Consider the following 12315-nt stretch of genomic DNA (forward strand, 5'->3'; position numbering starts at 1 on the left):
TTCTCTCTCAGCGGATCTGTGGGCCGATGAAACGGCTCTTGGCTTCAACCTGGCTGGCGCTGTCGTCGGCGTCCTTGAGGATGAAGGTGATTTCGTTGGTGGTCGAGGGCAGTTGTTCCGGGGCAACCGACAACTGCACCGGCAGGTTGACGATGTCGCCGGCGCTCACGCGGATCTCACGCTGGCCTTCGAGCTTGAGGTCGGGCAGGCCGGTGGCGTCGAGCACGTAGACGTGGTCGCGCTGGTCCTTGTTCATCACCTTCAGGCTGTAGACGTTCTCGATCCGGCCCTGGGCGTTCTCGCGGTACAGCACGCGGTCCTTGGCCACGTCGAAACCGATCAGCGAACGGGTGGCGAAGGCGGTGGCCAGGGCGCCGATCATCACCAGCAGCACCAGGGCATAGCCGATCAGGCGCGGGCGCAGCATGTGGGTCTTCTGCCCGGACAGGTTGTGCTCGGTGGTGTAGCTGATCAGGCCCTTGGGATAGTTCATCTTGTCCATGATGCTGTCGCAGGCGTCGATACAGGCGGCGCAGCCGATGCACTCGATCTGCAGGCCGTCACGGATGTCGATGCCGGTGGGGCAGACCTGCACGCACATGGTGCAGTCGATGCAGTCGCCCAGGCCCTTGGCCTTGTAGTCGATGTCTTTCTTGCGCGGGCCGCGGGTCTCGCCGCGGCGCGGGTCGTAGGAGACGATCAGGGTGTCCTTGTCGAACATCACGCTTTGGAAGCGCGCGTACGGGCACATGTAGATGCACACCTGCTCGCGCAGCCAGCCGGCGTTGCCGTAGGTAGCGAGGGTGAAGAAGCCGACCCAGAAGTAGGCCCAGCCATCGGCTTGACCGGTAAAGAACTCGATGGCCAGCTCGCGGATCGGCGAGAAGTAGCCGACGAAGGTCATGCCGGTGACGAAGCCGATCAGCAGCCACAGGCCGTGCTTGGCCAGCTTGCGCAGGAACTTGTTGGCGCTCATGGGCGCCTTGTCCAGTTTCATGCGTTGGTTGCGATCACCCTCGGTGACTTTCTCGCACCACATGAACACCCAGGTCCACACGCTCTGCGGGCAGGTATAGCCGCACCAGACCCGCCCGGCGTATACGGTGATGAAGAACAGGCCGAAGGCGGCGACGATCAGGATGCCCGAGAGCAGGATGAAGTCCTGGGGCCAAATGGTGGCGCCGAAGATGTAGAACTTGCGTTCCGGCAGGTTCCACCAGACGGCCTGGTGGCCGCCCCAGTTCAGCCAGACGGTACCGAAGTACAGCAGGAACAGCACCGCGCCACCGACCATCCGCAGCCTGCGGAAGATGCCGGTGAAGGCGCGGGTGTAGATTTTTTCGCGCGAGGCGTAGAGGTCGACGGAATCCTTCCCTTTGCTGGCAGGCGGGGTGACGTCATGTACCGGAATTTGCTTGCTCATCATCAAGTCCCACGGCAGTGGAGAAATGCCGCGGCCAGTGCGTGCCGGCCGCAGTCTCGCGCGTTCTGCTAGCGCTCTGCGGCCCATGATACGCCTGAGATGGCGCGTGCGGGGCGCGCTGCGACCTTTAGTCGCGTTGGGTTCGTGGTGTGAATCGTGTTATGGCGGGTGTCAATTGATTCAGGTCATGAGGCCTGCAGGAATTGTGCTGTCAGTGCCGGCCTCTTCGCGGGTAAACCCGCTCCCACAGGTTCAGTGAAGTACCTGTGGGAGCGGGTTTACCCGCGAAGAGGCCAGGCCTGCCTTACTCGGTCTTGGCCGGTTCCGCCTGATGCGACAAGCTGTACACATAAGCGGCCAGCAAGTGCACCTTGTCATTACCCTGCATCTGCGCCTGGGCCGGCATCTGCCCCTGGCGGCCATAGCGGATGGTCTGCTGCAACTGGGCGAAGCTCGAGCCGTAGATGAATGCCTGCGGATGGGTCAGGTTAGGCGCGCCCATGGCCGGGGTGCCCTTGCCTTCAGGCCCGTGGCAGGCCACGCAGTTGGTGGCGAAGATCTGCTGGCCCTTGGCCGGGTCGGCCTTGGCGTCCTCGGGCAGCTTGCGCCCGTCAAGGTTGGTCAGCACGAAGGCCGCCACATCCGCCACGCCCTGCTCGCCGATCACCGTGGCCCAGCCCGGCATCACGCCGTGGCGACCGTTCATGATGGTGGTCTTGATGGTCTCCGGCTCACCGCCCCAGCGCCAGTCGCTGTCGGTCAGGTTGGGGAAGCCGTAGGCGCCGCGGGCGTCGGAACCGTGGCATACCGAGCAGTTGGAGGCGAACAGGCGCGCGCCCATCTTCAGGGCCTGCGGGTCCTTGGCCACATCCTCCAGCGGCATGGCGGCGAACTTGGCGAAGATCGGCCCGAAACGGGCGTCGGCCTTGGCCATTTCCTTTTCCCACTCGTGCACGCCGGTCCAGCCGGCCTGGCCGTTGGAGAACTCGGTCTTCTTGTCGTTGTCGACGTAGGCGTAGCCCGGCAGGATGCCTTTCCAGTTGCCCAGGCCGGGGTACAGCACCAGGTAGCCGAGAGCGAAGACGACGGTGCCGACGAACAGCCAGAACCACCATTTCGGCAGCGGGTTGTCGTACTCCTCGATGCCGTCGAAGGCGTGGCCGACGACTTCGTCGGTAATCTCTTCGCGCTGGCCCTTGCGGGTCGACAGCAGCAGCCAGGTCAAGGCGAAAATGGTGCCCAGGGTCAGGACGGTGACGTACAGACTCCAGAAGGTTGTCATTGTTGTTTGCTCCTAGAAGCTTTTGCTTGCTCGACGTGCCGGGTGGCGTCTGGATCGTCCGCGAACGGCAATTGCGTCGCTTCGTCGAATTCCTGCTTGCGCCGCGGGCTGAACACCCACAGCGCCAGGCCCACGAAGGCCACCAGCACCACGACGGTGCCCAGGCCGCGAATCATCCCGATATCCATCAGCGTCACCGTTTGCTTTTGATGAGGGTGCCAAGGCCTTGCAGGTACGCGACGATGGCGTCCATCTCGGTCTTGCCCTTGACCGCGTCGCGGGCGCCGGCGATGTCTTCGTCGGTATACGGCGTGCCCAGGGTGCGCAGCACTTCCATCTTCTTGGCGGTGTCCTTGCCGTCGAGCTTGTTCTCCACCAGCCACGGGTACGACGGCATCTTCGATTCCGGTACCACGTTGCGCGGGTTGTACAGGTGGGCGCGGTGCCAGTCGTCCGAGTAGCGGCCGCCGACCCGGGCCAGGTCCGGGCCGGTGCGCTTGGAGCCCCACAGGAACGGGTGGTCCCACACGCTTTCGCCGGCCACCGAGTAGTGGCCATAGCGTTCGGTCTCGGCGCGGAACGGCCGGATCATCTGCGAGTGGCAGCCCACGCAGCCTTCGCGGATGTAGATGTCGCGGCCTTCGAGCTCCAGCGCGGTACGCGGCTTCATGCCCTCGACCGGCTTGTTGGTGACGTCCTGGAAGAACAGCGGGACGATCTGGGTGAGGCCACCGACGCTGACGGCGATGACCATGAAGAAGGCCATCAGGCCGATATTCTTCTCGACTGCTTCATGCTTCATCAGTGGGCTCCCACGACGACGATCTTGGCGGCTTCCTCAGCCTGAACCGGGTTGGCGGCGCGCACGGTACGGAACACGTTGTAGGCCATCAGCAGCATGCCGGAGGCGAAGAACGCACCGCCCAGGGCGCGGACGATGAAGCCCGGGTGGCTGGCCTGCAGGGCTTCGACGAAGGAGTAGGTGAGGGTGCCGTCGTCGTTGATGGCGCGCCACATCAGGCCCTGGGTGATGCCGTTGACCCACATCGAGGCGATGTACAGCACGGTGCCGATGGTGGCCAGCCAGAAGTGCGCGTTGATCAGGCCGACGCTGTGCATCTGCTCGCGGCCGTAGAGTTTCGGGATCATGTGGTAGACCGCGCCGATGGAAATCATCGCCACCCAGCCGAGGGCGCCGGCGTGGACGTGGCCGATGGTCCAGTCGGTGTAGTGCGACAGCGAGTTGACCGTCTTGATGGCCATCATCGGGCCTTCGAAGGTGGACATGCCGTAGAACGCCAGCGACACCACCAAAAAGCGCAGGATCGGGTCGGTGCGCAGCTTATGCCAGGCGCCCGACAGGGTCATCATGCCGTTGATCATGCCGCCCCAGCTCGGCGCCAGGAGGATGATCGACATCACCATGCCCAGCGACTGCGCCCAGTCCGGCAGCGCGGTGTAGTGCAGGTGGTGCGGGCCGGCCCAGATGTACAGGGTGATCAGCGCCCAGAAGTGCACGATCGACAGGCGATAGGAGTAGATCGGGCGTTCGGCCTGCTTGGGCACGAAGTAGTACATCATCCCGAGGAAACCGGTGGTGAGGAAGAAGCCCACGGCGTTGTGCCCGTACCACCACTGGATCATCGCGTCGGTGGCGCCGGCGTAGGCCGAGTAGGACTTGAACAGGCTCACCGGCAGCGAGATGTGGTTGACGATGTGCAGCATCGCGGTGACCACGATGAAGGCGCCGTAGAACCAGTTGCCGACGTAGATGTGCTTGGTCTTGCGCTTGACGATGGTGCCGAAGAACACCAGGGCGTAGGTGACCCAGACGATGGCCAGCAGGATCGCCAGCGGCCACTCGAGCTCGGCGTATTCCTTGGTGGTGGTGAAGCCCATCGGCAGGGTGATCAGCGCGCCGACGATCACCGCCTGCCAGCCCCAGAAGGTGAAGGCAGCCATGCTGTCGGAGATCAGCCGGGTCTGGCAGGTGCGCTGCACCACGTAGTAGCTGGTGCCGAACAGGGCACAGCCACCGAAGGCGAAGATCACCAGGTTGGTGTGCAGTGGGCGCAGGCGGCCGAAGCTCGTCCATGGCAGGTCCAGGTTGAGCTGGGGCCATACCAGTTGCGAGGCGATGAAGACGCCGAGCCCCATGCCAAGGATCCCCCAGACCACCGTCATGATGGCGAACTGGCGGACGACCTTATAGTTATAAGCAGTCGGACTGATTGCAGTGCTCATTCTAAGGTTCCACGGTTTGGGTGTTCTTGTTGGTTGGTAAATCGGCGCCAGTATCGATAACCACCAGGGTTATGGCAACGCAAGGAAACCTGCGCCGACCCGTGTCCAGACCCTTTTCACCGCCGTCCCGCGGCTCTTGGGCTGGATGATTGTACACAAATAAATATTTGTAATGTGTACCGTTTTCCATGTTTTTCTGATCGTTCGGTCAAGCTTTTTAATCGGGGACGGGCACGCAAGGCGTCATCCCAAAGCCGCAGGCTCGTGAGCGTGGAGTCGATGCGTGATGTCAGGCTGTGCACCACGTCTGTTCCGGTCGCTGCGAGCGGAGCCACTGTGGCAACAAGCTTAGTTGTGTTCGGAGGGGGTGCAAGGCGGGGAGGGGAGAGGGGGAGGTCTGTAGGAGATCACCAAACCCTTTGGGGCTGCACTCTCGCACAGGGAGCGGAGTTGCAGGCTTTTACAGCGTGGGAGCGGGCTTGCCCCGCGATGGCGTCGGTTCCGGCGATGAGGTCGTCAGGTTTGGCGCCATCGCGGGGCAAGCCCGCTCCCACGAGTGTTACTTGGCAGTCACTGTTTCAGCGGCCTGCTCCTGCGACAGGCTATACACATAGGCCGCCAGCAGGTGGACCTTGTCGTTGCCCTGGATGTCGTGCTGCGCCGGCATCTGGCCCTGACGGCCATAACGGATGGTCTGCTGCAGCTGGGCGAAGCTCGAGCCGTAGATGAACGCCTGCGGGTGGGTCAGGTTCGGCGCGCCCATGGCCGGGGTGCCCTTGCCTTCAGGCCCGTGGCAGGCCACGCAGTTGGTGGCGAACAGCTCCTTGCCCTTGGCCGGGTCGGCCTTGGCATCAGCCGGCAGGGTGCGACCGTCGAGATTGGTCAGCACGAAGGCCGCCACATCGGCCACGCCCTGCTCGCCGATCACCGTGGCCCAGCCCGGCATGATGCCGTGGCGGCCGTTCATGATCGAGGCCTTGATGGTCTCCGGCTCGCCGCCCCAGCGCCAGTCGCTGTCGGTCAGGTTGGGGAAGCCGTAGGAGCCCTTGGCGTCGGAGCCGTGGCACACCGAGCAGTTGGAGGCGAACAGCCGGCTGCCCATCTTCAGCGCTTGCGGATCCTTGGCCACCTCTTCCACCGGCATGGCGGCATACTTGGCGAAGATCGGGCCGAACTTGGCGTCGGCCTTGTCCATCTCTTTCTGCCACTCGTCCACTTGGGTCCAGCCATTCTCGTAGCCGGGCAGGATGCCTTTCCAGTTGCCCAGGCCCGGGTAGAGGATCAGGTAGCCGACCGAGAACACCAGGGTGCCGACGAACAGCCAGAACCACCATTTCGGCAGCGGGTTGTCGTACTCCTCGATGCCGTCGAAGCTGTGGCCCATGGTCTGGTCGGTGGTGTCGCTGCTCTGGCCCTTGCGGGTGGCGAGCAGCAGCCAGGTCAGGCCGATCAGGCTGCCGATGGTCAGTACGCTGATGTACGTACTCCAGAAGGTGGTCATTGCCGGGTACTCCTCATTGCAGCAGGTTCCTGCCCGGCGGGGGGCAGGCGGTCGTCGACGAAGGGCAGCAGGCGCGCTTCGGCGAAATCACGGTCGCGGCGACGGTTGAACACCCAGAGCGACAGGCCGATGAAGGCGATCATCACCACCAGGGTGCCCAGGCCGCGGATCATGCCGATGTCTATTTCCATCGCACTCACCTCTTGTTCTTGATCGCGGTGCCGAGCACCTGCAGGTAGGCGACCAGCGCGTCCATCTCGGTCTTGCCCTTGACCGCGTCCTTGGCGCCGGCGATGTCGTCGTCGCTGTAGGGCACGCCGAGGCCGCGCAGGACGCGCATCTTGACGTCGGTGTGGCTGTTGTCGACCTGCGCGGCCACCAGCCACGGATACGACGGCATCTTCGACTCCGGCACCACGTTGCGCGGGTTGTACAGGTGCGCGCGGTGCCAGTCGTCCGAGTAGCGGCCGCCGACCCGGGCCAGGTCCGGGCCGGTACGCTTGGAGCCCCACAGGAACGGGTGGTCCCACACGCTCTCGCCGGCCACCGAGTAGTGGCCGTAGCGCTCGGTCTCGGCGCGGAACGGCCGGACCATCTGCGAGTGGCAGCCCACGCAACCTTCGCGGATGTAGATGTCGCGGCCTTCGAGCTGCAGGGCGGTGTAGGGCTTCATGCCCTCGACCGGCTTGTTGGTGACGTCCTGGAAGAACAGCGGGACGATCTGGGTCAGGCCGCCGATGCTGACGGCGAACACCATCAGCAGGGCCATCAGGCCTATGTTTTTCTCAACGACTTCATGGTTCATCAGGCTCTACTCCTCAAGCCAGCTGGGCGTTGGCGGTGGCTTGCTCGGCGGCCGGGGCGCGCACGGTGCGCCAGGTGTTCCAGGCCATCAGGAACATGCCGCTGAGGAAGATCACGCCGCCGACGAAGCGCACGACGAAGCCTGGGTGGCTGGCCACCAGGGTTTCGACGAACGAGTAGGTCAGCGTGCCGTCGCTGTTGACCGCGCGCCACATCAGGCCCTGGGCGATGCCGTTGACCCACATCGAGGCGATGTAGAGCACGGTGCCGATGGTGGCCAGCCAGAAGTGCGCGTTGATCAGCCCGAGGCTGTACATGCGCTCCTTGCCGAACACTTTCGGGATGGTGTGGTACAGCGCGCCGATCGAGATCATCGCCACCCAGCCGAGGGCGCCGGCGTGGACGTGGCCGATGGTCCAGTCGGTGTAGTGGGACAGGGCGTTGACCGTCTTGATGGCCATCATCGGGCCTTCGAAGGTGGACATGCCGTAGAACGCCAGAGAGACGACCAGGAAGCGCAGGATCGGGTCGCTGCGCAGCTTATGCCAGGCGCCCGAGAGGGTCATCATGCCGTTGATCATGCCACCCCAGCTCGGGGCCAGCAGGATCAGCGACATGATCATGCCCAGCGACTGCGCCCAGTCCGGCAGCGCGGTGTAGTGCAGGTGGTGCGGGCCGGCCCAGATGTACAGGGTGATCAGCGCCCAGAAGTGCACGATCGACAGGCGATACGAGTACACCGGACGTTCGGCCTGCTTGGGCACGTAGTAGTACATCATCCCCAGGAAGCCGGCGGTCAGGAAGAAGCCCACGGCGTTATGGCCGTACCACCACTGCACCATGGCATCGGTGGCGCCGGCATACAGCGAGTAGGACTTGGTCAGGCTGACCGGCACTTCCAGGTTGTTGACGATGTGCAGGATCGCCACGGTGAGGATGAAGGCGCCGAAGAACCAGTTGCCCACGTAGATGTGCTTGGTGTTGCGCTTCATCAGCGTGCCGAAGAACACCACGGCATAGGCCACCCAGACGATGGTGATCAGGATGTCGATCGGCCATTCCAGTTCGGCGTATTCCTTGGTGCTGGTGTAGCCCAGCGGCAGGCTGATCGCCGCCAGCAGGATCACCAGCTGCCAGCCCCAGAAGGTAAACGCGGCCAGGCGTGGCGCGAACAGGGTGGTCTGGCAGGTGCGTTGCACCGAATAATAGGAGGTGGCGAACAGGGCACAGCCGCCGAAGGCGAAGATCACCGCGTTGGTGTGCAAGGGTCGCAGGCGGCCGAAGCTGGTCCACGGCAGGTCGAGGTTGAAGGCGGGCCAGGCGAGCTGGGCGGCAATGAAGACGCCGAGCCCCATCCCGACGATGCCCCACACCACCGTCATGATGGCGAATTGGCGGACCACCTGGTAGTTGTAGGCGGTACTGCTGGTTGTGTTCATGTATGGGTTCCCATCCACGGTTATAGGCAGGCTAAACAGCGAGGCAAGCATGATTAATGGGCAAAGTGCCGGTATTGACGGGGATCAATGGGCGAAGATCGGAAATGTCCCAGGCTTGCGCTGCGATCCTCCGAAAATGGCGGAGGATCGCGGCATTTCCAGCTGCCTGATCCTGGCCCATGGCGCCGGTGCGCCAATGGACAGCGGGTTCATGGAGGACATGGCGCAAAGGCTGGCGGGGCAAGGGGTAGGGGTGGTGCGCTTCGAGTTTCCGTACATGGCCGAGCGGCGCCTGAACGGTGGCAAGCGACCGCCCAATCCGCAGAAGGTGTTGCTCGAATGCTGGCGGAATGTATACGACCAGCTGCGACCATTGGTCGCAGGGCGGTTGGCCGTTGGCGGCAAGTCCATGGGCGGGCGCATGGCCAGCCTGCTGGCGGATGAACTGGGCGCCGATGCGCTGGTCTGCCTGGGGTATCCGTTCTATGCCGTGGGCAAGCCTGAGAAGCCACGGGTGGAGCACCTGGCCGGGCTACGCACGCGCACGCTGATCGTGCAGGGCGAGCGGGATGCCCTGGGCAATCGTGAGGCGGTGCAAGGATATGAGCTATCGCCGGCGATCGAGGTGAGCTGGCTGGTGGCGGCCGATCATGACCTCAAGCCGTTGAAGGCGTCGGGGTTCAGCCATGAGCAGCACATGCAGGCGGCGGCGCAGCGGGTGGCGGCTTTCCTGAAAGATTGATGCAGCCTTCTTCGCGGGTAAACCCGCTCCCACAGGGACGGTGCAATGCTCGAACCCTGTGGGAGCGGGTTTACCCGCGAAGAGGCCGGTGCAGGCTATCGCTTAGTCGCGGTACTCGCACAGGTAAGCGGTATCCACGGCGACCTTCAGCTGGAACTTGCTGTCGGCGGCCACGTTGAACTTGTCGCCAGCATTGAAGGTTTCCCAGTTGTCGCTGCCCGGTAGCTTCACGCTCAGGGCGCCGGAGACCACGTGCATGATCTCGCGCTTGGCGGTGCCGAACTCGTATTCGCCCGGGGCCATCACGCCCACGGTGGCCGGACCTTCCTTGCCTTCGAAGGCGATCGACTTGACGGTGCCATCGAAGTACTCATTGACCTTGAACATCGGGCGACTCCTGAAAAAGGACTGAAAAAAGGGCTGGCCAGTATGCCCAAGGCCCGCCCCTGCGTCATCTGTTTCAGGCGCTGCCCGGCGGCAGGCTCAGGGGCAGCAGGCGTGCGGTGTTGCGGGCGTCTTCCAGGGCCCGGTGCTGTTGCCCGGAAAACTGCAGGCCGGCCAGTTGCAGGGCGCTGTTCAGGCCTGCCGGGCGCTGCAGGTGGCGGGCCTTGGCGAAGCGTTGCTTGAGGTTGATGTGCGGCAGTTGCTCGAGCAGGCTGCGCACATGGTGCGCCTGCCATTCCTGCAGCAGCTGCTTGCGATCGTAGTCGCCCCAGCTGACCCAGGCCTGCAAGTGTGCCTGGTGATGGCCCAGCCAGCGTTCGAACGCGGCCCAGACCTCGGGGAAGGGCGCAGCCGCATCGACCTCGGCCTGGCCGATGTGGGTCAGCTCGCAGCAGAAGGGGGTCAGCTGCGGCCGCCGCCGGGGCCGTACGAAGCGCTGGAAGTGGTCGACCTCGCGCCCATCGCGGGTGACCAGGCTTGCGCCGATTTCAATGATTTCCATCTCCGTGACCGGCCAGCCGCCGTCGTCGGTGGTGGCTTCCAGGTCGATCACCAACCAATGGCCCATGCCAGGCTCCCTATCAATGCAGAAAAGCCTGCGCGCTCGCCGGGGCGCGTGCGCAGGCCAGTAGAGCGTAGCCAAACTCGAGGCCCACGACATCCCCTGGCACTTTGGCATATTCGGCGGTTGTGCCTGTGCGGGAAAACGCCTAGCTTAGGCGCATTCAGGCCTTTACCCGTGATGAGTGTCCCGACTTGACTCCACTGCCCAATGCCAAGCTGTCGTCCGCCCTGTTGCTGTTCGCGACGGTTTTGCTGAGTGCTGCGGCGCAGGCCGAGGTGGTGCGGGAAGTGAAGATCGGGGCGGCGCATTTCCCGCCCTACACCGTGCGCCCGGAGCAGGGTGCCGATACCGGCCTGCTGCCGCAGCTGGTGGAATCGCTCAATCGCTCGCAGTCCCTGTATCGTTTCGTCCTGGTGCCCACCTCGATTCCCCGGCGTTTCGGCGATTTCCAGCAGGGCCGCACCGACATGGCGATCTTCGAGAATCCGCAGTGGGGTTGGCAGGAGATCGAGCACAAGGCGGTGGACATGGGCCTGGAGGATGCCGAGATCTTCGTCAGCCGCCAGCAGGCCGGGCGTGACCAGCATTACTTCGACGACCTCGAGGGCAAGCGCCTGGCGCTGTTCAATGGCTACCACTACGCCTTCGCCGATTTCAACGCGGACCCGGCCTGGCTGAAGAAGCGCTACCGCGCCACGCTGACCTATTCCCACGACAGCAACCTGAACATGGTCGAGCGCGGGCGTGCCGACATTGCCCTGGTCACCCGCTCGTACCTGAGCGACTTCCTCCAGCGCAACCCGGACAGCGCCGGCCAGTTGCTGGCGTCGCAACGGGTCGATCAGGTCTACCATCACTACGCGCTGCTGCGCCCGGGTGCGGCCATCAGCCCCGAGGCCTTCGCCAGCCTGTTGCGCCAGCTGCGGGAAAATGGCGAACTGCTGCGCATCTTCAAGCCCTACAAGATCACCGTCGAAGCGCCGCACGACTAAATTTCGGCGAAGTTGCCGCGTATTCAGTAATGAGCGTGCAGGATTCTGCAGTGCCCGAGGCAAACGCGTGCTCCTGTGGGAGCGGCTTCAGCCGCGAACACCGGCGCAGCCGGTGCCAGGCGCCGCGTTGGATTCTTCGCGGGTAAACCCGCTCCCACAGGGTCCAGCAGAATCGATGGAGAACAGCTCAGCCCAGGCGACTGCTCTTGCGGCAATGGATCAGCGCATCGCGGATCATGAAGTTGACCAGCGTCGGCGACACCCCCAGCTCCTTGGCGATGTCCTTCTGTGGCACGCCATGCAGGCGGTACATCTCGAAGGCGTAGCGGGTGCGCTTGGGCAGTTCGTCGAGGGCGTCGGCGATGTGCTCCAGGGCGGCGAGATTGATGTGGGTGGCTTCAGGCGAGGCGTTCTGGATGACCACGTTCATCCCTTCCTCTTCGCTGCCGGTGTATTTCAGCTCCATGGCCTGCTTGCGGTAGTGATCGATGGCCAGGTTGCGCACGATCTGGAACAGGTAGCTGAGCTGGGCCTTGAATGAAGAGGTGATCTGCGGGGCGGCGCTGAGCCTGAAGAAGGCGTCCTGCACCACATCCTCGGCGCGGGAGCGGCAACCGGTGATGCGCGCCGCGATCTTCACCAGGATGCTGCGGTTGTCGACGAATGCCTGGAGTAATGGTGAATCGCACTTACTTGTGGATAGTTGTTCCGCCATGGAAATCACCTTGTCTCGAAGAGGAGTGGGAGCGCACCCCTGAGGGAGGCTTCCTACGACGTGCGACAAACTATTCGTAATGATAATGATTGTCAAATACGAAAGTTAATGAGTTTTGATCCATTTTAGTTCTAAGCTCCAGGCTGTGAACGGCTTCACTCCAT

At 63.6% G+C, this 12315-nt stretch carries 14 protein-coding genes; 2 read left to right on the forward strand and 12 right to left on the reverse strand.

All coding sequences use genetic code 11. The features are described from left to right. Positions 1 to 7 precede the first annotated feature (7 nt). From ccoG to ccoN (ACZ899_RS01055), 9 genes are all read right to left on the reverse strand, one after another. A complete protein-coding gene (ccoG, locus tag ACZ899_RS01015; protein WP_234561729.1) occupies positions 8 to 1423 on the reverse strand; it encodes a cytochrome c oxidase accessory protein CcoG in 1416 nt (471 codons plus the stop codon). 304 nt (positions 1424 to 1727) lie between these two features. Next, the gene (gene ccoP, locus ACZ899_RS01020) at positions 1728 to 2705 is read right to left on the reverse strand and encodes a cytochrome-c oxidase, cbb3-type subunit III (protein ID WP_203651767.1); all 978 of its coding nucleotides are present in this window, start codon (positions 2703 to 2705) and stop codon (positions 1728 to 1730) included. Continuing rightward, positions 2702 to 2893, reverse strand: coding sequence for a cbb3-type cytochrome oxidase subunit 3 (locus ACZ899_RS01025; protein WP_186715629.1), 192 nt, complete (start codon positions 2891 to 2893; stop codon positions 2702 to 2704). The genes ccoP (ACZ899_RS01020) and ACZ899_RS01025 overlap by 4 nt, the downstream gene beginning before the upstream one ends. A gap of 5 nt (positions 2894 to 2898) precedes the next feature. Continuing rightward, a complete protein-coding gene (gene ccoO / locus ACZ899_RS01030; protein WP_186715631.1) occupies positions 2899 to 3507 on the reverse strand; it encodes a cytochrome-c oxidase, cbb3-type subunit II in 609 nt (202 codons plus the stop codon). Then, a complete protein-coding gene (ccoN, locus tag ACZ899_RS01035) occupies positions 3507 to 4949 on the reverse strand; it encodes a cytochrome-c oxidase, cbb3-type subunit I (RefSeq protein ID WP_011533054.1) in 1443 nt (480 codons plus the stop codon). Before ccoN (ACZ899_RS01035) ends, ccoO (ACZ899_RS01030) begins: the two co-directional genes overlap by 1 nt. A gap of 559 nt (positions 4950 to 5508) precedes the next feature. Next, positions 5509 to 6450, reverse strand: a complete 942-nt coding sequence (gene ccoP / locus ACZ899_RS01040) for a cytochrome-c oxidase, cbb3-type subunit III (protein WP_234561744.1) — start codon at positions 6448 to 6450, stop codon at positions 5509 to 5511. Continuing rightward, positions 6447 to 6641 (reverse strand): cbb3-type cytochrome oxidase subunit 3, encoded by a 195-nt coding sequence (locus tag ACZ899_RS01045; protein ID WP_234561746.1) that lies wholly within the window; start codon positions 6639 to 6641, stop codon positions 6447 to 6449. Before ACZ899_RS01045 ends, ccoP (ACZ899_RS01040) begins: the two co-directional genes overlap by 4 nt. Before the next feature lie 5 nt (positions 6642 to 6646). Further along, the gene (gene ccoO / locus ACZ899_RS01050) at positions 6647 to 7255 is read right to left on the reverse strand and encodes a cytochrome-c oxidase, cbb3-type subunit II (protein ID WP_028692880.1); all 609 of its coding nucleotides are present in this window, start codon (positions 7253 to 7255) and stop codon (positions 6647 to 6649) included. 13 nt (positions 7256 to 7268) lie between these two features. Continuing rightward, positions 7269 to 8693 (reverse strand): cytochrome-c oxidase, cbb3-type subunit I, encoded by a 1425-nt coding sequence (gene ccoN, locus ACZ899_RS01055; RefSeq protein ID WP_050706570.1) that lies wholly within the window; start codon positions 8691 to 8693, stop codon positions 7269 to 7271. Between the two features lie 49 nt (positions 8694 to 8742). On the opposite strand from ccoN (ACZ899_RS01055), the gene ACZ899_RS01060 reads away from it, so the two are divergent. Next, positions 8743 to 9435, forward strand: coding sequence for an alpha/beta family hydrolase (locus tag ACZ899_RS01060; protein ID WP_234561748.1), 693 nt, complete (start codon positions 8743 to 8745; stop codon positions 9433 to 9435). Positions 9436 to 9537: 102 nt separating this feature from the next. On the opposite strand, the gene ppnP is transcribed toward ACZ899_RS01060, so the two are convergent. Then, positions 9538 to 9822 carry a pyrimidine/purine nucleoside phosphorylase gene (gene ppnP, locus ACZ899_RS01065; protein ID WP_038705716.1) on the reverse strand — a complete coding sequence of 95 codons (285 nt, stop codon included), beginning with the start codon at positions 9820 to 9822 and terminating at the stop codon, positions 9538 to 9540. A 73-nt stretch (positions 9823 to 9895) separates the two neighbouring features. Next, positions 9896 to 10447: a 3'-5' exonuclease gene (locus ACZ899_RS01070; protein ID WP_234561750.1), complete on the reverse strand. Its 552-nt coding sequence runs from the start codon at positions 10445 to 10447 to the stop codon at positions 9896 to 9898. Positions 10448 to 10635: 188 nt separating this feature from the next. Between ACZ899_RS01070 and ACZ899_RS01075 the strand changes: the two genes are divergently transcribed. After that, a complete protein-coding gene (locus ACZ899_RS01075; RefSeq protein WP_203651775.1) occupies positions 10636 to 11436 on the forward strand; it encodes a substrate-binding periplasmic protein in 801 nt (266 codons plus the stop codon). A 187-nt stretch (positions 11437 to 11623) separates the two neighbouring features. Here the strand turns inward: ACZ899_RS01075 and ACZ899_RS01080 are convergent, their stop codons facing one another. Beyond that, positions 11624 to 12151 (reverse strand): RNA polymerase factor sigma-70, encoded by a 528-nt coding sequence (locus ACZ899_RS01080; RefSeq protein WP_203651777.1) that lies wholly within the window; start codon positions 12149 to 12151, stop codon positions 11624 to 11626. Positions 12152 to 12315 lie beyond the last annotated feature (164 nt).

The organism is Pseudomonas sp. TE31087 (genome assembly GCF_057284075.1).